The sequence below is a fragment of the Mesorhizobium sp. B2-8-1 genome, from assembly GCF_006440955.1.
Classification (GTDB): domain Bacteria; phylum Pseudomonadota; class Alphaproteobacteria; order Rhizobiales; family Rhizobiaceae; genus Mesorhizobium.
Window position 1 is genome coordinate 169,970 of sequence record NZ_VFTX01000005.1, and the last position, 20,160, is coordinate 190,129.

General features: G+C 63.1%; 16 protein-coding genes and 1 pseudogene. 9 read left to right on the forward strand and 8 right to left on the reverse strand.

Going from position 1 to position 20,160, the window contains the following annotated elements; genetic code table 11:
- Nucleotides 1–21: 21 nt before the first annotated feature.
- Together kynA and FJ428_RS15335 are read right to left on the reverse strand one after the other, a co-directional pair.
- Nucleotides 22–858, reverse strand: a complete 837-nt coding sequence (kynA, locus tag FJ428_RS15330) for a tryptophan 2,3-dioxygenase (protein WP_140498668.1) — start codon at nt 856–858, stop codon at nt 22–24.
- On the reverse strand, nt 855–2,480 hold the full coding sequence (locus FJ428_RS15335) for an AMP-binding protein (RefSeq protein WP_140879650.1): 1,626 nt from the start codon (nt 2,478–2,480) through the stop codon (nt 855–857). The genes kynA and FJ428_RS15335 overlap by 4 nt, the downstream gene beginning before the upstream one ends.
- Before the next feature lie 167 nt (nt 2,481–2,647).
- On the opposite strand from FJ428_RS15335, the gene FJ428_RS15340 reads away from it, so the two are divergent.
- Nucleotides 2,648–3,478: an alpha/beta hydrolase gene (locus tag FJ428_RS15340; RefSeq protein ID WP_140632812.1), complete on the forward strand. Its 831-nt coding sequence runs from the start codon at nt 2,648–2,650 to the stop codon at nt 3,476–3,478.
- Nucleotides 3,479–3,493: 15 nt separating this feature from the next.
- Here the strand turns inward: FJ428_RS15340 and glp are convergent, their stop codons facing one another.
- From glp to FJ428_RS15365, 5 genes are read right to left on the reverse strand one after another with little or no spacing between them, the layout of a single operon-like run.
- Nucleotides 3,494–4,699 (reverse strand): gephyrin-like molybdotransferase Glp, encoded by a 1,206-nt coding sequence (gene glp, locus FJ428_RS15345; RefSeq protein WP_140879651.1) that lies wholly within the window; start codon nt 4,697–4,699, stop codon nt 3,494–3,496.
- The gene (gene moaC, locus FJ428_RS15350) at nt 4,699–5,199 is read right to left on the reverse strand and encodes a cyclic pyranopterin monophosphate synthase MoaC (RefSeq protein WP_140879652.1); all 501 of its coding nucleotides are present in this window, start codon (nt 5,197–5,199) and stop codon (nt 4,699–4,701) included. Before moaC ends, glp begins: the two co-directional genes overlap by 1 nt.
- Nucleotides 5,200–5,201: 2 nt before the next feature.
- Nucleotides 5,202–6,014, reverse strand: coding sequence for an indole-3-glycerol phosphate synthase TrpC (gene trpC / locus FJ428_RS15355; protein WP_140879653.1), 813 nt, complete (start codon nt 6,012–6,014; stop codon nt 5,202–5,204).
- 4 nt (nt 6,015–6,018) lie between these two features.
- A complete protein-coding gene (gene trpD, locus FJ428_RS15360) occupies nt 6,019–7,029 on the reverse strand; it encodes an anthranilate phosphoribosyltransferase (RefSeq protein WP_140515367.1) in 1,011 nt (336 codons plus the stop codon).
- Nucleotides 7,026–8,918 (reverse strand): SurA N-terminal domain-containing protein, encoded by a 1,893-nt coding sequence (locus tag FJ428_RS15365; protein ID WP_140498654.1) that lies wholly within the window; start codon nt 8,916–8,918, stop codon nt 7,026–7,028. Before FJ428_RS15365 ends, trpD begins: the two co-directional genes overlap by 4 nt.
- 143 nt (nt 8,919–9,061) lie before the next feature.
- Between FJ428_RS15365 and tpiA the strand changes: the two genes are divergently transcribed.
- The 5 genes from tpiA to FJ428_RS15390 all read left to right on the forward strand — a co-directional run bounded on the left by tpiA (nt 9,062) and on the right by FJ428_RS15390 (nt 14,348).
- Entirely contained in the window at nt 9,062–9,829 is a 768-nt protein-coding gene (gene tpiA / locus FJ428_RS15370; RefSeq protein WP_140498652.1) for a triose-phosphate isomerase, read from the forward strand.
- A gap of 171 nt (nt 9,830–10,000) precedes the next feature.
- Nucleotides 10,001–10,465 carry a preprotein translocase subunit SecG gene (secG, locus tag FJ428_RS15375; RefSeq protein ID WP_140515370.1) on the forward strand — a complete coding sequence of 155 codons (465 nt, stop codon included), beginning with the start codon at nt 10,001–10,003 and terminating at the stop codon, nt 10,463–10,465.
- Between the two features lie 330 nt (nt 10,466–10,795).
- Complete coding sequence (locus FJ428_RS15380; RefSeq protein ID WP_140498649.1) at nt 10,796–11,920, forward strand: L,D-transpeptidase; 1,125 nt, start codon at nt 10,796–10,798, stop codon at nt 11,918–11,920.
- A 212-nt stretch (nt 11,921–12,132) separates the two neighbouring features.
- Entirely contained in the window at nt 12,133–13,770 is a 1,638-nt protein-coding gene (locus FJ428_RS15385) for a CTP synthase (RefSeq protein WP_140632799.1), read from the forward strand.
- Nucleotides 13,771–13,796: 26 nt separating this feature from the next.
- A complete protein-coding gene (locus FJ428_RS15390) occupies nt 13,797–14,348 on the forward strand; it encodes a DUF1697 domain-containing protein (RefSeq protein WP_140625119.1) in 552 nt (183 codons plus the stop codon).
- A gap of 53 nt (nt 14,349–14,401) precedes the next feature.
- Here the strand turns inward: FJ428_RS15390 and FJ428_RS15395 are convergent, their stop codons facing one another.
- A complete protein-coding gene (locus FJ428_RS15395; RefSeq protein ID WP_140498646.1) occupies nt 14,402–15,859 on the reverse strand; it encodes an NCS1 family nucleobase:cation symporter-1 in 1,458 nt (485 codons plus the stop codon).
- 327 nt (nt 15,860–16,186) lie between these two features.
- Between FJ428_RS15395 and FJ428_RS15400 the strand changes: the two genes are divergently transcribed.
- The 3 genes and pseudogenes from FJ428_RS15400 to FJ428_RS15410 all read left to right on the forward strand — a co-directional run bounded on the left by FJ428_RS15400 (nt 16,187) and on the right by FJ428_RS15410 (nt 20,144).
- The gene (locus tag FJ428_RS15400) at nt 16,187–16,489 is read left to right on the forward strand and encodes a DUF982 domain-containing protein (RefSeq protein WP_140686406.1); all 303 of its coding nucleotides are present in this window, start codon (nt 16,187–16,189) and stop codon (nt 16,487–16,489) included.
- 1,198 nt (nt 16,490–17,687) lie between these two features.
- Nucleotides 17,688–18,524 (forward strand): universal stress protein, encoded by an 837-nt coding sequence (locus FJ428_RS15405; RefSeq protein ID WP_140560968.1) that lies wholly within the window; start codon nt 17,688–17,690, stop codon nt 18,522–18,524.
- Nucleotides 18,525–18,535: 11 nt separating this feature from the next.
- Nucleotides 18,536–20,144, forward strand: a pseudogene (locus tag FJ428_RS15410) (MBL fold metallo-hydrolase).
- The last annotated feature ends 16 nt before the right edge of the window (nt 20,145–20,160 follow it).

Below are 20,160 nucleotides of genomic sequence, written 5' to 3' on the forward strand. Positions count from 1 at the left end.
TATGCAGTCGGCAAAGCTACGTCAGAGCCGGGTGCGGACCTTCCACAGCTCCGGGAACAACTCCACCTCCAGCATCTTCTTCAGGTAGGACGCGCCCGATGTGCCGCCGGTGCCGCGCTTCATACCGATGATGCGCTCGACCGTGGTGACGTGGTTGAAGCGCCAACGGCGGAAATAATCCTCGAAATCGACCAGCTTCTCGGCGAGTTCGTAGAACATCCAGTAGCGCTGCGGGTCGCGGTAGATGATCTGCCAGGCGACAAGGACCTCTTCGTTCTCGGTCCGCGTTTCGCGCCAGTCCGTACGCCTTGCGTCGGCACCGATGTCGAAGCCGTTACGGGCGAGCAGCAGCAGCGCCTCGTCGTAGAGCGACGGTTGCGCCAGGATCGCCTCCAGTTTCTCGCTGAGGTCCGGCCGGTGCTTGTGCGGTCCGAGCATTGCGAGATTGCGGTTGCCGGCCATGAACTCGATGGCACGGTACTGCCACGACTGGAAGCCCGAGGACTGGCCAAGCGCGTCGCGGAACTCGGTGTATTCGCTGGGCGTCATCGTGCGCAGCACGTCCCAGGCATTGTTGAGCTGCTCGAAGATGCGGGCGACGCGCGAAAGCATCTTGAAGCTCGGTTCGAGACGGTCGGCGCGGATGGAGCGGATTGCGGCGCCGATTTCGTGCAGCGCGAGCTTCATCCAGAGTTCCGATGTCTGGTGCTGGATGATGAACAGCATCTCGTCATGGGCTGACGAAAGCGGCTCCTGCGCCTCGAGCACCTTTTCCAGATGCAGATAGTCGCTGTAGGACATGCGCTCCTTGAACGACATTTCCGCGCCCTCGGCGGACGGGTCGTAGGGCTTGCTCAATTGATCTTCTCCGCGCGCAGCCGGAAGCGCTGGATCTTGCCGGTCTGCGTCTTGGGCAAAGCGGCGATGAATTTTACCGAGCGCGGATATTTGTAGGGCGCGATCGTGGCCTTGACGTGATCCTGCAGACGCTTGACGGTCATTGCGTCTGGCGCCACGCCTTGCACGAGCACCACATGAGCCTCGACGATCTGGCCGCGCTCGGCATCCTCGGCGCCCACCACCGCGCATTCGGCGACATCGGCATGCGCCAGCAGCGCCGCTTCGACCTCTGGGCCGGCGATGTTGTAGCCGGCACTGACGATCATGTCGTCGGAGCGCGCTGCGAAGTGGAAAAAACCGTCCTCGTCCTGCCAGAACGTGTCGCCGGTGAGGTTCCACCCGTCGCGGACATAGTCGCTCTGCCTGGCATCGGCCATGTAGCGGCAGCCGGTCGGTCCCTGCACCGCGAGCCTGCCCGCGGTGCCGCGCGGCACTTCGCGCATTTCGTCGTCGACGACGCGCGCCTGATAGCCGCCAACGGCCTTGCCGGTGGAGGCAGGCTTCATGTCATCGAAGCGGTTGGAGATGAAAATATGCAGCATTTCCGTGGCGCCGATGCCGTCAAGGATCGGCTTTCCGGTTTTCTCAGTCCATTCCTCGAACACCGGCGCCGGCAAGGTTTCGCCGGCCGAAACGGCGACGCGCAGCGACGATAAATCGGCCCCTTCGTCCATGGCCTTGAGCATTGCGCGATAGGCGGTGGGCGCGGTGAAGGAGATCGTCGCTTTGTAGGTTTCGATGATGTGGACCATGTTGGGCGGCGTTGCCTGTTCCAGCAGCGTCGCCGCGGCGCCGAAACGCAGCGGGAAGATGGCGAGCCCGCCAAGGCCAAAGGTGAAGGCCAGGGGCGGCGAGCCGACGAAGATGTCGTCAGGCGTCACCTGCAGGATCTCGCGGGCGTAGGCGTCGGCGATGATCAGGAGGTCGCGGTGAAAATGCATCGTCGCCTTCGGCACGCCTGTCGTGCCTGAGGTGAAGCCGAGCAGGGCGACGTCGTCACGCCCGGTCTGCACCGCGGTAAACGTCACGGGCTTGTCGAGGGCGGCGCGATCGAGTTCGGCGTCGTGGTTGGCGGTGCCGTCGAAGCCGATGACCTGCTTGAGGAACGCGCTGTCCTTGGCGCAGGCGGTCATCTCGTCCATCAGCCTGGTGTCGCACAGCGCTGTGGTGATTTCGGCCTTGTCGACGATCTTGGCGAGTTCGCCGGCGCGCAGCATCGGCATCGTGTTGACCACGACGGCGCCGACCTTGGTGGCGGCCAGCCAGCAGGCCACCATTGCGGGGTTGTTGGCCGAGCGGATCAGCACCCGGTTGCCTGGCTTGACGCCGTAATTCTCGACCAGCGCATGCGCCAGCCTGTTCGTCCAGTCGGATAATTCCTTGTAGGTGCGGCGGCGGCCGTTGCCGATCAGCGCGGTGTGGTCGCCCAACCCTTTCTCGACCAGCCTGTCGGTCAGTTCGACGCCGGCATTGAGCCGTTCGGGATAGTCGAAGCCGTCGAGCAGGAAGTCCGGCCATTGATCCGGCGGCGGCAGGTTATCGCGCGTGAACGTGTCGATATGCGCTGATGGCCCAAGCATTTTCGGCTGCCCCTGTCTGCCTCACGCCCATCGCTGAACAAGGCACAGGATCGCACCAGTCGAAATTTGTTTCAAGCCTAAAATGTTTTGCCCCCGGAGCATTGACGTTGCCGCTGTCGATCGCCATTGCTATCGGCTGAAACGATGCCGTCCGGGGGAGGGTGCCGATGCTCGAACATCGCATTGCCGATTGGGACAATGCCTACGCCAACGGCGCCAACATCGCCGGCAGCGATCGCTGGCCAGCTGCATGGGTCGAACCGGCGCAGGCATTTCGCGATGCGCTTGCGGCAAAGGGCAGGGCTCAGCTCGACATCGCCTATGGCGACAGGCCGCGCAACCGGCTCGATCTCTTCCTTCCCGCCGGGGCACCCAAGGGGCTCGTCGTGTTCATCCATGGCGGCTACTGGCTGGAGTCCGACAAGGATAGCTGGTCGCATCTCGCCAAGGGCTCGGTTGACAGCGGCTTTGCCGTGGCGATGCCGTCCTATACGCTCTGCCCCGCCATACGCATCGCCGGCATCTCCCACGAGATCGGCGCGGCGATCGGCAAGGCGGCGGCGATGGTCGGGGGACCGCTTATGCTGACCGGGCATTCGGCCGGCGGCCATCTCGCCAGCCGCATGGCGACGACATCAACGCCCCTGGCGGCCGGCGTGGCAAGGCGCGTACGCCACGTCGTTTCGATTTCGGGCCTGCATGACCTGCGTCCGCTTATGCGCACCGGCATGAACGCGGCGCTGAAAATCGATGAAGCCGAGGCGCTGACGGAAAGCCCGGCGCTGCTGCGGCCCATGGATGGCGCTCGCGTCACGTGCTGGGCCGGAGGCGGCGAGCGGTCCGAGTTCTTGCGCCAGAACGCCTTGCTGGCCAATATCTGGACAGGGCTTGGTGCCGTCACGAGCGCGGTGGTCGAGCCGGACCGACATCATTACGACATTGTCGAAGGCCTGGCTGATCCGGTCCATCCGCTGACACGAACTTTGCTTGCGGAGTAGAAAAACGGCGAAACTTCACCTCAGCATTATAACGCTGCAGGCATTTCCTACAGCCGCGGCGGACGCAGACGGTTCGCGCACGATCAGTCCGTTGGCGTCGGCCAGTATCCTCAGCATCGAGGAATCCTGGATGCTGAAAGGGGTTGCCACCAGCATGCCGGCCTCTTGCCTGACCACCGCCCGCACATAGTCCTGGCGCAGATCATTGGCCTGCATGGCGGCGCCCAGCCTTGCCTGACGAATATCTTGCCGGAAATCGCGGCCGCCGAGGCGTGCCAGGAGCGGTTTCAGGAACAGTTGCGAGCAGACGAGGCTCGCCGCCGGATTGCCGGGCAGGCCGATGCACCTGATGTCGCCGAGGCGGCCGAACATCAGCGGCTTGCCGGGACGCATGGCGATCTTCCAGAAACCGAGCGTCATGCCTTCGCCGGTCAGCACGTCATGGATCAGATCGTGGTCGCCGACCGAGGCGCCGCCAAGCGTGACGACGACATCAGCGCCGGCCGCGACCGCTTTCCTGACCAGCGCCGCGATGGCTTCCTCGCGATCAGCGGCAATGCCGAGATCAAGCGCATGCGCGCCGACCGATTGCGCGGCGGCGGCGACGCCATAGGCGTTTGACGAAATGATCTGGTCGGGGCCGAGTTCGCTGCCGGGCGGCAGCAGCTCGTCGCCGGTGGCGATGATGGCAACCAGCGGCCGCTTTACGACGCCCACCCGGGGATGGTTGGCCGAGGCGACAAGCGACAGTGCTGCCGGATCGAGCACGCGGCCTTTTTCCAGCAGGATGTCGCCCTCGGAGAAATCGAGCCCGAAGCGGCGGATGTTGCGCCCCTCGGCCGTCGGTTCGACCACCTCGATGCTGCCGCCGCCGAGGTCACGAACGTTTTCCTGGATGACGATGGTGTCTGCGCCTTGCGGCAGCGGAGCACCGGTGAAGATGCGCACGGCCTGCGCCTTGCCGACGGCGCCGTCAAAGCCGCGCCCGGCCGCCGCCACGCCCATCACCGAAAGCCGGGACGGCACGGACGCGACATCGACAGCGCGGACCGCGTATCCGTCCATGGCAGAGGCGTTGAAGGGCGGTTGGGTGCGCAACGCCACCACCGGTTCCGCGAGAACGCGATCCACGGCCTCGAGGAGCGAAACGCTTTCGCTCGCAAGCGGCGCAGCACCCTCCAGCAGGCGTTCGAGCGCTGCTGCGACCGGAAGCAGCGCCATCAGGCGACCGCCCCATCTTCGCCAGCGGCTTTGTAGTCGCCCGACTTGCCGCCGGTCTTTTCGACCAACCGGATGCCGGTGATGACCATGGCGCGGTCGACCGCCTTGGCCATGTCGTAAATGGTCAGGCAGGCAACCGAAGCCGCGGTGAGCGCTTCCATCTCGACGCCGGTCTTGCCGGTGACGCGCGCCAGCGCGGTGATCTTCAGTCCGGGCAGCGCAGGATCGGGCTCAATGTCGACGGAGACCTTGGTCAAGAGCAGGGGATGGCAGAGCGGGATCAGCTCATGCGTCTTCTTCGCTGCCATGATACCGGCTATGCGCGCGGTGCCCAGCACATCACCTTTCTTGGCATTGCCGGCCAGGATCATCTTCAGCGTCTCGGGCCGCATCGAGACGAAACCCTCGGCGACAGCGGTGCGCGTCGTTTCGTCCTTGCCGCCGACATCGACCATGTTGGCCTGGCCCTGCGGGCCGAGATGGGTGAGGGCGGCCGTCATCGTCAGACGGCCTCGGCCGCTGCCTTGCCGGTGAGCAGCGCGCGCGTTGCCGCGGTCACATCCTGCTGGCGCATCAAACTTTCGCCGACCAGGAAGGTGCCGATGTCGCTCTTCTGCAATCTGAGGCAGTCGTCATGAGAGAAGATGCCGCTTTCGCTGACCAGCAAGTAACCGCCCGGAATCATCGCCCGCAGTCGTTCCGAGGTTTCGAGACGGGTCTCGAATGTCCGCAGATTACGGTTGTTGATGCCGATTAATTGCGACGACAGCTTCAGTGCGCGCTCCGTCTCGGCCTCGTCGTGGACCTCGATCAGCGCATCCATGCCGAGTTCGAATGCCGTCGCTTCAAGCTCGCTCGCCAAATCATCATCTATGCTGGCCATGATGATCAGGATGGCGTCCGCCCCCCAGGCGCGAGCTTCATGGACCTGATAAGGATCGAACAGAAAATCCTTGCGCAGCGCGGGCAGGGTGACGGCGGCTCTTGCCTTGGTGAGAAATTCCGGCGCGCCCTGGAAAGACGGTGCGTCGGTCAGCACCGAAAGACAGGCGGCGCCGCCCTTTGCATAGGCCCGCGCGAGCGCTGGCGGATCGAAGTCGGCGCGGATCAAGCCCTTGGACGGGCTTGCCTTCTTGATCTCGGCAATCAGAGCGAAGCCGCCGGATCTGCGCTTCGCCTCAAGCGCCGTGAGAAAGCCGCGCGGCGCGTCAGTGTCTTTCGCCCGCGCCTTGATCTCGGCCAGCGGCACGCGCGCCTTGGCCGTCGCGATCTCGTCGCGCTTGTAGGCCTCGATCTTGCGCAGGATGTCCGACATCTGTCTAACCGTTCGAAATCTCGACCAGCCGGTCGAGCACCTGCAGCGCCCGGCCGCTGTCGATGGCTTGCACTGCCGTCGCCATGCCGTCGGCGAGCGTCGTCGCCTTGCCCGCCACCACCAAGCCGCCGCCGGCGTTCATCAGCACGGTGTCGCGAAAAGCGCCCACGGCGCCACCCAGCATAGCGCGCAACGCCTCGGCGTTGTAGGCAGCGTCGCCGCCGCGCAGTTCTTCCTTGGTGTGACGGGTCAGGCCAACCGCTTCGGGCGTCAAGGTGAAGGTGCGGATCTCGCCGCCGATCAGTTCGGCGACATGCGTTTCACCCGTGGTGGTGATCTCGTCGTAGCCGTCACCATGAACGACCCAGGCATGCTCGGTGCCCAGCGCCTTCAGCGTCTGGGCCACCGGTATGATCCATTCCGGCATGAATACGCCGACCATCTGCCGGCGCACGTCGGCCGGGTTGGATAGCGGACCGAGCAAGTTGAAGATGGTCCTGGTGCCGAGCTCCACGCGGGTCGGGCCGACATGCTTCATCGCCGGGTGATGTGCCGGCGCGAACATGAAGCCGACACCAGCCTCGTGGATGCAGCGGCCGATGGCCTGCGGCGTGAGGTCGATCTTGACGCCGAGCGCGGTCAGGACGTCGGCCGCACCGGTCAGCGAAGACAACCCGCGATTGCCATGCTTGGCGACCGGAACCCCGCTGGCGGCGATGACGAAAGCGGATGCCGTCGAGATGTTGACGGAGTGCGAATTGTCGCCGCCGGTGCCAACGATGTCGATGGCGCCGACAGGTGCGTCGACGCGAAGCATCTTGGCGCGCATGGTGGCGACGGCGCCCGAAATCTCGTCCACCGTCTCGCCGCGCACACGCAACGCCATCAGAAAGCCGCCGATCTGGCCGGGCGTAGCATCGCCCGACATGATGATGTCGAAGGCCTCGCGCGCCTCGTCGAAGGACAGGGCGGTGCCGGTCGCGACCTTGGCGATATGGGTTTTCAGCGCGCTCATCTTGTCGAGGCTTGGGCAACGGCAGCCTGGTCGACGCGGACGCCGTACTGCGTCTGCAACTGCGCCACCAACTGGTCGAGCAGATCGTCCGACATGCCGGAGGTGAAGGACTTGCGCGCGTCCTCGGGCACCGAACTGGCATCGGCCCCGGCGGGTTCGAACACCTCGGCGACCTTGAACAGGATTTGCGCGTCGCTGGTGGGAGAGGGGATCAAGCCGGTGCCGCCTTCGCCGACGCCGAACATCACCGCTGCACCTTCCTTGCCGAAATCGGCGTCGTCGGCTTCGCGCTTCAGGCCACGCTTGGTCTGCTTTTCCAGCTTGAGCTCGCCGGCAATGACGTCGAGCGTTGCGCCGGCCTTGAGCCGCTTTTCCAGCTCCTGCGCCTTGGCGGTCAGCCGCTTGGCCGTCTCGGCCGCGGTCCAGTCGGCAACGACCTTCTGGCGAACTTCGTCCAGCGTGCGGTCGCGGGCCGGCGTGATCGAAGCCACTTCATAGAAAATGAAGCCGTTATCGGCCGTGGTCAGCGCCTCGTTTTCAGTATTCGGTTCGGCATCGAAGGCAGCCTTGATCAGGGCCGGCGATTCCGGCAGATCCTTGACGATGGAGCCATCGGGCCGCAGGCCACTGCGATCGATCGCGTCGACAGTGACGACCTTCAGCTTCAGCTTGGCGGCGGCGTCGGCCAGCGAACTGCCGGCGGCGCGACTGTCCTCGTAATTATCATGCACGTCCAGAAGGATGCGGTTTGCCTCGCCCAGCGCCAGGTCCTTGCGGATCTGGTCCGACACTTCGGCCAGCGGCTTCACGACTTCGGGCTTGATCTCGGTGACGCGCAGCAGCACGGGACCAAAGGCACCCTGCACGACAGGGCTGACCTCATTGACGTTGAGCGCAAAAGCAGCGTCGGCGACCGCCTTGTCGGCGATCTTGTCCTTGGCGAGCGTTCCGAGCAGCGTGTCGGCCGGGGTCTTGCCTTCCGCAGTGACGAGCTTGTCGAAGGTTGCGCCGGACTTCAACGAATCGAGCGCGGCCTTGGCCTCGTCCGGCGTCTTGAACACAAGCTGCTCTATGGTGCGCATCTCGGGAGTGGTGTAGCGCGCCTTGTTCTTGTTGTAGTCGTCGCTGACCTGGGCGTCGGTCACCGAGCTCGTATCCATGATGTCCTGCGGCTCGAGCCTGACATAGGAAAACTTGCGGTATTCGGGCGCGGCATAGGTCTTCTTGTTGGCCTCGAAATAGGCCTGCAGCGCGCTGTCGCTCGGCGCCTCGATGGGTTCGACCAGCGCCTTCGGCAAGGTCAGATAGTCGACCGTACGATCCTCGCCACGGTACAGGGCCACCGCCTTGAAGAAGGTGTCAGGCGCCTTGAGGCCGTCCGAAACCGCCTCGACGATCTGCTGGCGCACCGCGACCTGGGCACGATTCTTCAAATAATCCTCCGGGCGCATGCCAACCTCACGCAGCCTGTATTCGAAGGCTCTCCGGTCGAACTGTCCGCCGGGGCCCTTGAACGCCGGATCCTCGCGGGTGAGTTCCGCCAGCCGGTCCTTGGACAGGCCAAGGCCGAGCTTGCGAGCCTGTTCGTCGAGGACCGCGCCCGAAACAAGCTGCGCCAACACCTGGTTGTCGACGCCGAGCGCCTTTGCCTGTTCGTGGGTGAGGCGCTGACCGAACTGCTGCGACATGACGGCGAGCTGGCGGTCATAGGCGAGGCGGTATTCGTTGATCGACACCTTGGTGCCGCCGGCCGTGATGACGGAGTCGTGGCCGGCAAGGCCACCCATCAGCCGTCCCGATACGCCCCAGACCGCAAAACTGACCACCAGCAGCGAAAGCAGTAACTTCGCGACCCAGGTGCCCGCCGCGCTTCTCAATATACCAAGCATCGTTACTTCCGATTTATGCGCATTTTCGGATGCGCCGAGTCTGAAACAAGCGCAATAGCGCCCTTCCGGTCCACTGTCGATTGCTTTGTGGCTTGATTTTGGTAGTGAGAACGCCAGCCGAATGTCACCCGGAGAAGTAAACGATGACGCCAGGAATTCGCCCGCTCGTCGCAGGCAACTGGAAAATGAACGGTACCAGCGCCTCGCTCAACGAACTCAGGATGATCGGCAACGGTTTCATGAGCGGGCTCGACGCAGACACCGAGGCGCTGGTCTGCGTTCCCGCGACCTTGCTCGCCCATGCCGCCGAGATTCTGTCGCGTACGCCGGTTCATGCCGGCGGTGAGGATTGCCACGCCAAGGAGAGCGGCGCCTACACCGGGTGCATTTCCGCGGAGATGCTGAAGGATGCGGGCGCGACCCACGTCATCGTCGGCCATTCCGAATGCCGCGAACAGCGCGGCGAGGATGATGCCACAGTTCAGGCAAAGGCCTCCGCAGCTTGGCGCGCCGGGCTTGTGGCCATTGTCTGCATCGGCGAGACGCGGCAGGAGCGCGAAGCGGGCGCGACGCTGGACGTGCTGTCACGCCAAGTTGCCGGTTCGGTGCCGGCAAGCGCTACCGCGTCCAACACGATCGTTGCCTATGAGCCGGTGTGGGCGATCGGCACCGGCCTGACCCCGACCGTCGCCGATGTAGCCGAAGCGCATGCGCATATTCGCGAAAAACTGTCGGAGAAGCTCGGCGCCGCCGCGGGCAAGATGCGCATTCTCTATGGCGGTTCGGTCAAGCCGTCCAATGCAGTGGAACTGCTTGGGGTCAGGAATGTCGACGGCGCGCTGGTTGGCGGGGCCAGCCTGAAAGCGGCCGACTTCCTGGGCATCGCGGAAGCCTATCGCAGCATCTCCTGATGACTTCGCGCGGCGCCGAAGCGGGCGCGGCGCACGGGAAATCGTTGTAAAGGACGCCTTGCTTCCCATATTCCGGCCACGGGCTTGGAAATGCCGTGAAAGCATTGTATTGAGCCGCCTCCAATTCCCCGGTCGTGTCCGCGGCCGGGCAGGGCATTGCCAGGATAAACTATGCAAACCGTACTGATCGTCATCCATCTCATGGTCGTTCTGGCCCTTGTCGGCGTTGTGCTGCTGCAGCGCTCCGAAGGCGGCGGCCTTGGCATTGGTGGCGGATCCGGCTTCATGACGGCGCGCGGCGCCGCCAATGCGCTGACCCGGGCGACGGCGATTCTGGCGGCCGCTTTCTTCGTGACGTCGCTGACCTTGTCGATCATTGCCCGCTACGGCGAGAAGCCGATCGACATTCTCGACCGCGTTCCCGCAACATCGGACGGCGCCGGCAAGGGCGTACTCAACCAATTGCCTGGCACGACCACCCCGACGCCGCCTTCCGGCAACGCGGCGCCGACGCCGCCTTCCGGCAACGGAGCCGCGACAACGCCTCCGGCCACGCCGCCCGCCGCCGGCTCGACGTCGCCGGCGACCAACGGCGCCAGCACCGCGCCCGCGGCGCCGCAGGTTCCGAACCAATAATCCGGGTTCGTTCAAGGGCTATCTGACAGGGAGCGCCGGCGTGCGAACGCCGGCATTCTGCGTCGTTACAACCGAACTGCGCTCGGTTCCGGTCCTCGCCGCCGGGCTCTCGGCCCGCTCTGATCTCTTACACTCAGCCGATCTGTTGTCGTTTGACCACAGTCGCGGCAAATGCGGCGGCATCACGAAGATTCGACGGGAAGTGCAGCGGCCTCGCGCTTGAGGCGCCCGCGCTTATTCGACTATAGATTGCGCGCGGCATTTTCGGTGTCCTTGGGGGATGCCGGGCGACGCCGTGGGCAACAAATATTGAACGATCGGATCTTCGCCATGCAGCTTCGCAGCTTCATCTTCCTGGGACTTTGCGCCGCACTCGGCATGAGCTCCCCGGCTTTCGCCGGCGTGCCAGCCAATTTGGCCGCCAATCAGTCGGTCGGCAAGACCGATGCCATCAACGTCGCAGCCAAGAGCGATGCGGCGCAGTTGAGGCTTCTCAAGAAGAAGAAAAATCCGACACCGGACGATCTCGCCCAGATCAAAAAGATCGAGGCCAAGATCGTTGCCGACAAGGAAGCCGCCAAGGCCAAGGCGCTGGAAGCCAGGAAGATGGCGATGCGCGAGGCGGCGAAAGCGAAGGCCGAGGCGGAACGGCAGGCGTTCCTGGCCAAGAAAGGCAAGACTGCCCCGGCGACCGAAGTGGCCGCGGCCAAGCCGGCCAAGAAGATCACGAAGATCATCGAGCCGTTGACGCCGATCGAGCCGATTCCTTCGGCCGAACCGGAATCGGCCGAGGTGATGAACGTTGCGCTGACCGGCAACAATGGCGAATTGCGCAGCGAGCTGCCTGGCCAGAAACAGCGCACCGGCGGCGGCCTGTTCGCCGGACTGTTTGGCGGCCAGATGGCATCGTCCTCGATCAACTATCTGCCTGAGACCCGTGCGCTGGATTCGGCGCTCGCCAGGAAAAACGCCAAGAAGCCGTTCAAGGTGAAGCCGGAGTTCGTGCCACAGGACGTGGAATTCACCGGTTACGAGGCCGGCACGATCGTCATCGATACCAGTGCCCGCCGGCTCTATCTGGTGGAATCATCGTCCACCGCCCGCCGCTACGCCATCGCGGTCGGCCGCGAAGGATTGCAGTTCAAGGGCACCGTGGCGGTCGGCGACAAGCAGGAGTGGCCACGCTGGATCCCGACGCTGGACATGCAGAAGCGCGAGCCCAAGCATTATGCCCAGTACAAGGACGGCATGCCCGGCGGCGGCCAGAATCCGCTCGGCGCCCGCGCCATCTACCTCTATGACGGCAAGAAGGACACGCATCTGCGCATCCACGGCACCATCGCGCCGCAGTCGATCGGAACCAGCGCTTCCAATGGCTGTTTCCGCATGATGAACGAGCACGTCATGGACCTCTACAGCCGCGTCAAGGTCGGCACCAAGGTCGTCATCATCTGACGTTTGCAGCAGCTTGCCAAAAGGGCCGGTTCAGCCGGCCCTTTTGTTTTGCCTCGCTCTCGGTTGCGTTCCAGTGGAACGGGCCAGCCCGTTCGACATGGGCCTATCCGAAAACCGGATCCCATTTTCGGATCACGGTTCGAGCGCCTTCTTGGGAAAAAGCCTTAGCGGCGGTTTTTTCTCTGGCGGAATCAATCCGGCCGCGTTAAGCGATGACTCCCATGGCGCGATATGTATTCATCACAGGCGGCGTGGTTTCCTCACTTGGAAAAGGCATTGCCGCAGCGGCCCTAGGGGCTCTCTTGCAGGCGCGGGGCTATCGCGCACGCATCAAAAAACTCGATCCCTACCTCAATGTCGATCCGGGCACGATGTCGCCGTATCAGCATGGCGAGGTGTTCGTCACCGATGACGGCGCCGAGACCGATCTCGATCTTGGCCATTACGAGCGGTTCACTGGCCGTTCCGCCAACCAGCAGGACAACATCACCACCGGCCGCATCTACAAGAACATCATCGAGCGCGAGCGGCGCGGCGACTACCTCGGCGCCACCGTGCAGGTCATCCCGCACGTCACCGACGAGATCAAGAATTTCGTCCTCGACGGCAATGACGACTATGATTTCGTGCTGTGCGAAATCGGCGGCACCGTGGGCGACATCGAGGCGATGCCTTTCCTGGAGGCGATCCGCCAGCTCGGCAACGACCTGCCGCGCAACAACGCCGTCTATGTGCATCTGACGCTGATGCCCTATATCCCGACCGCGGGCGAATTGAAGACCAAGCCGACCCAGCATTCGGTCAAGGAGCTGCGCGGTATCGGCATCGCGCCCGACATCCTGCTCGTCCGCGCCGACCGGGCCATTCCCAAGGAAGAGCGTAGAAAACTGTCGCTGTTCTGCAATGTCAGGGAGAGCGCGGTCATCCAGGCGCTCGACGTGCCGCACATCTACGACGTGCCGATGGCTTACCACAAGGAAGGGCTCGATTCGGAAGTGCTGGCCGCGTTCGGTATCGACCCTGCGCCGAAGCCGCGCATGGAGCCGTGGCAGGCCGTGTCCAACCGCATCCACAATCCGGAAGGCGAGGTGACCATCGCCATCGTCGGCAAATATACCGGCCTCAAGGACGCCTACAAATCGCTGATCGAGGCGCTGTCGCATGGCGGTCTGGCCAACCACGTCAAGGTCAAGCTCGACTGGATCGAATCGGAAATCTTCGAGAAGGAGGATCCGGCGCCCTGGCTGGAAAAGGTGCATGGCATCCTGGTGCCCGGCGGTTTCGGCGAGCGCGGCTCGGAAGGCAAGATCCTGGCTGCGAAATTCGCGCGTGAGCGCAAGGTGCCGTATTTCGGCATCTGCTTCGGCATGCAGATGGCCTGTATCGAGGCGGCGCGGTCGCTGGCCGGGGTCGATGAGGCCTCCTCGACCGAATTCGGCCCGACCAAGGAGCCGGTCGTCGGCCTGATGACGGAGTGGCTGAAGGGCAACATGCTGGAGAAGCGCCGGGCAACCGGCGATCTCGGCGGCACGATGCGGCTCGGCGCCTATCAGGCCGAGCTCGCCAAGGGTTCCAAGATCGCCGACATCTATGGCGACACGCAGATTTCCGAGCGTCACCGCCACCGCTACGAGGTCAATATCGACTATAAGCAGCGGCTGGAGGATTGCGGCCTGGTGTTTGCCGGCATGTCGCCCGACGGCGTGCTGCCCGAAACGATCGAATACCCCGACCATCCCTGGTTCATCGGCGTGCAATACCACCCCGAGCTGAAGAGCCGGCCGCTCGACCCGCATCCGCTGTTCGCCAGCTTCATCGAGGCGGCGGTCGAACAATCGCGCCTGGTATAGGCGCGCCAGGCGGGGTTCGGCATCCGATGCAGACCTACGTCGCCCTTCTCTACAGCATCGTCCTGGGAGAAGGGCGCCGGGTCGTGATGTCCGACCTGAAGGCGATGGCGGAAGGCCTCGGGCTGAAGAATGTCCGTACGCTCGTGGCGACGGGCAATCTTGTCTTCGAGGCGCCGGCGACGGACGTCGCTGGTCTCGAGCAGCGTCTGGAGGCCGCCTTCAAAAAAGCTTTCGGCCGACATGTCGATATCATCGTGCGCGCTGCCGAAGATTGGCTGAGGCTCGCGGCCGGCAATCCGTTTCCGGCTGAATCCGCCGAGACCGGTGACCAGGTGGCGGTCCGGATAATGCGCAAGCCCGTGCCCGATGATGCGGCGGCGGCGCTCGAGACCTATGCCGCCGCCGATGAGAAGGTGATGTCACGCGGCGGCGACATCTGGGTCGTCTTTTCGCGGGAACGACCGAGTTCACGGCTGCTCGCGGCCGCCAATCACAAACGCCTGGGCGTCGGCACGTCGCGCAACTGGAACACGGTGCGCCGGTTGGCCGAGATGGTAGGAGTAGGCAGTAGGCAGTAGGCAGTAGGGGGAAGCCGTCTGCTTTCCCTACCTTTCCTGCCTACTGCCCCATTTCAGGCCTTCGCCGTCTTGGCGCCGGCACCCACGGCGGCGGTGCGCAGCACGTAGTAGATGATGCCGGCAATCCCGACGCCGAAGAACCAGCCATAGACGCCCCACCAGGATGGCAGCCAGTTGGTGAAGTTCGGCAGGATCGAGGAGAAGACGGCGCCAATGCCGGCAGCGATGAAGGCATTGACATGCCAGCCGCCCTGGAAGCGGAACTCGCCGTCCTCGCGATAAAGCGCTTCGACGTCGACCTCGCCCTTCCGGATCAGGTAGTAGTCGACCATCATGACGCCGAAGATCGGCCCCATCGTCGCACCGATGATGTTGACGAAGGACGCAGCGCTGCCTTCCCAAGGCGCGAAGGGATAGAGCACGAGCGCGATCAGTGCCGCGATGTAGCCGCCCTTCTTGAAGTCGATCTGGCGCGGGAAGACGTTAGAGAAGTCGAAGGCCGGCGAGACGAAGTTGGCCACGACATTGATGCCGAGCGTCGCCACCGCGAAGGTCAAGGCGGCGAGCGCGGCCAGGAACCAGCTGCCGAATTTCGCCGATATCTGGTCGGGGTGCAGCAGCACCTCGTGATAGACGTCGTAAGCGGCAATGGTGGTGACGCCAGCGACCAGCGAGAACAGGATGAGATTGATCGGCAGGCCCCAGATATTGCCCTTGCGCAGCGATGCCTTGTCCGGTGCATAGCGGGCGAAATCGCAGAAGTTGAGATAGAGGGCCGAAAAATAGGTCACCCAGATCGCGGCGACGGCGAACAGCGACGTCCACGATCCCGGCGTACCTGGCACGCCCGCATCCTTGGTCTTTTCGAGCAGCACCTCCATCGGAATGTCACTGGTGAAGGCGAAGGTCCCGGCTTTGACACAGAGATAGACGGCCAGGATCAGCATCATCACCCACACGGCTGGCCCGGCCCAATCCTGGAAGCGGCGCACCGTCTCCATGCCGTTCTGGATAATCAGCAGCTGCAGCGCCCAGATGACCACGAAGCAGATCACTTCCAGCCCGGAGTGGCCGAGGAAATGGGTGTTGGCGTTGAAATCGGCGAACCATTGCGAGCGGATCAGCAGCGCGACAATGGCGCCGGAAGCGGCCGCCGTCTGTGCGCCGTACCAGAAGCAGGCGACGATGGCGCGCACCAGCGCCGGTATGTTGGCGCCCCATATGCCGAACGAGGCGCGGGCGAGCACTGGGTAAGGCACGCCGGTCTTCACGCCGGCATAGCCCACCATGTTCATCAGCGCGTAGATGACGAGCGAGCCGATGCCGATGGCGATGATGAAGTTGACGAAACCGCCGCAGAACAGGAAAAGGCTGGCGGCGAGATAGTAACCCCAGAGGCTGTGCACGTCCGACGTCCAGACGTTGAAGATCGAGAATGGTCCCCAGTTTCGTATCTTGGCCGGTGCGAGATCTTCGTTATATAGATCCGGCGATGCGCCTTGTATCGTCATTGCAATTGTCCCCTTCTTGCAGCACGCGCCCTCACGCGTTGACCGTCAAGGTTACGCCTGACGCGAGGGAAGGGGCAATCGGCTGATTTGCCGGCTTTGGCCTTAAAGATATTCAATGGGGATCGCCATTGTCGCGCGGCATGATGCTTGCCCTCTGATCGGCGAGTCGGGTTCGTGGCGCTTTCAAGCGCTGGCGCGACGACATCGGAGCCGCGGCGGGCAAACCTACCTTTTTTTGCCAAGCGTACGTTTTTTATGGAACCAAGTGGATGATGGCGCGTTTGATGGGGTTCGGTCGAACACGTCGCGACCGAGCGGGAGGATGTGATGGACTATTTGCATTTTTTTTCGCCCGTGCGGATCTCACGCGGGCAGGGACACCCTATCGAGGAAATCGACAGTGTTGCCGAGGCCATGGTTTTTTTGCGTAAATGGCCGACCGGGCGACGTGGCCCTGTCTATCAATGCGCGCTGAACTGCTGCGCGGCCGCCCTGTCGGGGCAGATGTCGGCTGAAGAAGCCAGGAAGGCGTTCACGGGCTTCGCCCGGATCACGCGGCTTCTGGATGACGAGATGGCCTTGTCGGTGGGCAGCGAGCCAGCGGGGCGCGTGTACGCGCTGCGGCGGTAGCGTTCTGGACCGACTGTAGTCGAAAACGGCGCCGGCCCCCGGCGCCGATTTGACTGTTTGTCCGTTTGCCATTGTGTCTGCGAACGCCTGATGCGGCGCGGCCCAGGATGGCCACCATCCGCTTATGGTCGGCAACTTCGGAAAGCAGCCAATCCTGGAAAGGCGGTCCCCCGTCTTGTTCGCCGCAGTTGAAAGACTATCGACCAGGTCGCAAAACGGCGTGCCGCTCTCCTGCGGTGTAGCAAGGGGTGCAAGCTTCCGATTTCTTGGAGCGATTTCGCCCAGCACTCGAAAAAACGAGAAGACAGCACTTCAGGCCATAGGATTTGGCAGGCGCAGAAGGACCGCCTTCAGACTTGCTGCTCGAGCGAGGGGCTTGCCTACTTCGCATATGTCGCCGATATGAGGATTGGTGGCCATACTGCCCGCATCAACCAACCAATTGACGCAAAAAATGTCGAGATACCAAGAGCATAAGGTGGCAATCGCCCCGATGATGGACTGGACGGATAGGTAAATAAAATCAATTCGTTATCCGAGTTCGTGTGCAAAAACTGCACACGAAAGTTCTCCTTCTCTTCCATTTTCGTTCCTGCGATCGGGTGACCAACGGTCTCTTGGGAAGCTCTTTTCTGCTCAGCATCTGCCGGCGTCGCGAACACCTGCGCCAGCGCCACCTTGTGTGCGAAAGTGGTATCGGGCCCCGGGACGTGAGATTGCTAGGACCGGCGCCTCCAGCGACGCAGCAAGCTTGTGTAGTTCTAGTTCTCAAACTGTCTGTGCGTCAGATATCCCAGGGCTCGCAGGCCCGACCCGTCTTGCGTGCTTGAGTATTTCGGCATGTCGATCGATCGTGCCAAAGACTGTATTGCCGGCTCGTGGTGCGGCCACAAGGCGACTCGAGTGCGCCAACAACTCGCAAAATGTTCGGGGTTCGAGTCGATGGAGCGCTATCGCCTTCCCCGCCCGTCGGGCTGTCAGTTCCGGCTTCGCTGCTACGCTTGAGCGATTTGGGCCGCCCAACTACGGGGTCAGAAACTCGAATCCCTTTGAACTCCCCGAGATCGATGAAGCTGCGAATTACGAACTCGCAATGGCTGGGTCGCATTTGCGCTGGGTCAAAGCTCGTCGCGTCCATTGAATACAAGATGTGGCGAACGATGGCCTTTCGGCCTTTGCAGCAATGGAGGCGATTCTGATGAAACTGATGGCATCTCTGTCCCTGGCGACCTACCCAGACGCGAACTCCACGAAAATCGCGGCGAACGCGGTCGCTGTCGTCAAGAAAATCGACGCGGCGCTGTACGCCGTAGCCATCGACGTCGACATTCCCGACGTTTCGAACGCGCTTTCAAATTATTTGCTGGACCTTCCCTACAAGATACAAGAGGCCGAGGCGACCAGTCGCAAAAGTGGCAAAGATCTGCTCGAGGCAGTCACCCAAGAGGCCGCGCGCGCCGGTGTGACCCTCACCACGCAGGAATTGACAGCATCACCGGCCTTGATGGGAGATGTTGCCGCGAAGCATTCCCGCTATTTCGATGTCTGCCTGGTCGGCTGGGCGCCGGGCAACCAGGCGACGCGAATGTTAGCCGAGGCGATACTGTTCGACTCGGGTCGACCGACCCTGCTTCTTCCAGACTCCACAGACGTTGGGGCCTTTGGACGCGTCGTTATCGCGTGGGACGGCAGCCGGGTAGCCGCACGAGCTGTTGCCGACGCGCGGGCGTTTCTTGAACGTGCCTCGACGATCACCGTTTTGACCGTGACCGATGAAAAGCCGCTTCCGGGGCAGGGGATCGGCGAACGCCTTGCGCTGGGCTTGAGAACGCGCGGTCTTGCGGCCGAGGCTGTCTCCATCCAGGCAGGGGACAGTTCAATCGGAACAGCCCTTCAGGAGCATGCGCTGAAGATCGGCGGCAATCTGCTTGTCATGGGCGGATACGGCCACTCCCGCGTCAGGGACTTCGTGCTTGGCGGCGCCACCGAAGGCATTCTCGCGGATCTGCGCCTGCCTGTCCTGCTGTCGCATTAGGTCGTGGCGAGATGAGAGGCGACAAGGATCCTATCCTGCGTTTCCACGGCGCAGCCCATGGCGTCACCGGCTCATGCTATGAGATCGAGACGCTGCATTCGCGCATCCTCATCGACTGTGGCTTGTTCCAGGGGTCGAAGTCCGAGCGGGAATTGAACTACGGTGCGTTCCCGTTTCCACCGGATGCGATTGACGCTGTCATCCTGACGCACGCGCATATCGATCACAGCGGCCTTTTGCCGAAACTGGTCAGGCAGGGCTTTTCTGGCCCCATCCATACGACGCGCGCTACCATCGATCTTTGCTCGGTCATGCTGCCGGATTCGGCGCATATCCAGGAAATGGAGGTCGAGCACCTGAACCGCCGCAACGCGCGGCGCGGTCGCCCGCTCGTCGAGCCGATCTACAGTCAGCTGGATGCCGCCGCGTGCATGACCTTGTTCCGAGCTTTGGAATATGGCGAATGGACCACGGTCGCCGAAGGCCTTCGCGCCCGCTTCTGGAACGCTGGCCACCTGCTAGGTTCGGCATCGGTGGAGCTCGAGATCGACCGACACGATGCGCCCTTGCGGATCATATTTTCGGGCGACATCGGCCCAGGCCACAAGCTGCTTCAAACCGACCCCGAGGGGCCGGCAGGCGTCGACTATCTGATCTGCGAATCGACCTATGGCGACCGCGACCGGCCGGACGTTTCGCCCGAACAGCGGCGATCCCAGCTTGGCGACATCGTGCGTGGAGCCGCCGAGGCCGGCGGCCCGCTCATCATTCCGTCCTTCGCTGTCGAAAGGACGCAAGAACTGCTGGTCGACCTGTATTTGCTCATGCAAGCGGGGGAAGTGCCGACAGCTCCGGTCTTCGTTGACTCGCCGCTGGCGACACGCGCCAGTGCGATTTTTGAGCGCCATGCCAATGAGATCGAACAGGGTGACGTGTTGCGCCAGGCCCTGAACTCGAAGGAGCTGCGCTTCACCGAGACGGTGGAACAGAGCAAGGCGATCAACCGCCTGAGCGGCTTCTTCGTGGCGATCGCCGCCAGCGGCATGTGCGACGCGGGGCGTATCCGCCATCATCTCAAAGCCAATCTCTGGCGCAGGAATGCCACGGTGATGATGGCCGGATACCAGGCCCAAGGGTCGCTTGGCAGGATCCTCCTCGACGGCGCGCAGCGCGTGCGCATCCAGGGTGAGGAAGTCGAGGTCAAGGCGCGTATCAGCCTGTTCGACCTCTATTCCGGCCATGCCGACGCCAGCGAGCTGGTCGCCTGGCTCAAGGCCCGAACCCCGGTGAGGCAGCAGGTGTTCCTGACGCATGGAGAGGAGGCTGGACTCGGCAGTCTGCGTGGAAGGCTTGCAGGACTGATACCCGACGACAAGATCATCATTCCCAGGCTGGACGATGCTTTCCAGTTGACCCCCGGTCGCAGTTTGCCGGTCGAGGTCAACGAGCCCCGCCGTCTGAGGTCGGAAAAGATTGCCCGCCTCGACTGGCACAATGACCTTTCAAAACTTCTCCTGGACGTAAAACGAGGCGGTCAGCGCCGCAGCCGACGAGCGGAGTCGAGCAGCGGTGATCAGGCGCATGCGCAGGGCGCTCGACACCGGCGACAGTAGCATCTGAGCACGTGACGGAGCCT

What these genes read in the sequence shown, in the direction of transcription:
- FJ428_RS15335 (WP_140879650.1), bottom strand. Translation starts at nt 2,480, where the DNA reads ATGCTTGGGCCATCAGCGCATATCGACACGTTCACGCGCGATAACCTG.
- FJ428_RS15340 (WP_140632812.1), top strand. Translation starts at nt 2,648, where the DNA reads ATGCTCGAACATCGCATTGCCGATTGGGACAATGCCTACGCCAACGGC.
- glp (WP_140879651.1), bottom strand. Translation starts at nt 4,699, where the DNA reads ATGGCGCTGCTTCCGGTCGCAGCAGCGCTCGAACGCCTGCTGGAGGGT.
- moaC (WP_140879652.1), bottom strand. Translation starts at nt 5,199, where the DNA reads ATGACGGCCGCCCTCACCCATCTCGGCCCGCAGGGCCAGGCCAACATG.
- trpC (WP_140879653.1), bottom strand. Translation starts at nt 6,014, where the DNA reads ATGTCGGACATCCTGCGCAAGATCGAGGCCTACAAGCGCGACGAGATC.
- trpD (WP_140515367.1), bottom strand. Translation starts at nt 7,029, where the DNA reads ATGAGCGCGCTGAAAACCCATATCGCCAAGGTCGCGACCGGCACCGCC.
- FJ428_RS15365 (WP_140498654.1), bottom strand. Translation starts at nt 8,918, where the DNA reads ATGCTTGGTATATTGAGAAGCGCGGCGGGCACCTGGGTCGCGAAGTTA.
- tpiA (WP_140498652.1), top strand. Translation starts at nt 9,062, where the DNA reads ATGACGCCAGGAATTCGCCCGCTCGTCGCAGGCAACTGGAAAATGAAC.
- secG (WP_140515370.1), top strand. Translation starts at nt 10,001, where the DNA reads ATGCAAACCGTACTGATCGTCATCCATCTCATGGTCGTTCTGGCCCTT.
- FJ428_RS15380 (WP_140498649.1), top strand. Translation starts at nt 10,796, where the DNA reads ATGCAGCTTCGCAGCTTCATCTTCCTGGGACTTTGCGCCGCACTCGGC.
- FJ428_RS15385 (WP_140632799.1), top strand. Translation starts at nt 12,133, where the DNA reads ATGACTCCCATGGCGCGATATGTATTCATCACAGGCGGCGTGGTTTCC.
- FJ428_RS15390 (WP_140625119.1), top strand. Translation starts at nt 13,797, where the DNA reads ATGCAGACCTACGTCGCCCTTCTCTACAGCATCGTCCTGGGAGAAGGG.
- FJ428_RS15395 (WP_140498646.1), bottom strand. Translation starts at nt 15,859, where the DNA reads ATGACGATACAAGGCGCATCGCCGGATCTATATAACGAAGATCTCGCA.
- FJ428_RS15400 (WP_140686406.1), top strand. Translation starts at nt 16,187, where the DNA reads ATGGACTATTTGCATTTTTTTTCGCCCGTGCGGATCTCACGCGGGCAG.
- FJ428_RS15405 (WP_140560968.1), top strand. Translation starts at nt 17,688, where the DNA reads ATGAAACTGATGGCATCTCTGTCCCTGGCGACCTACCCAGACGCGAAC.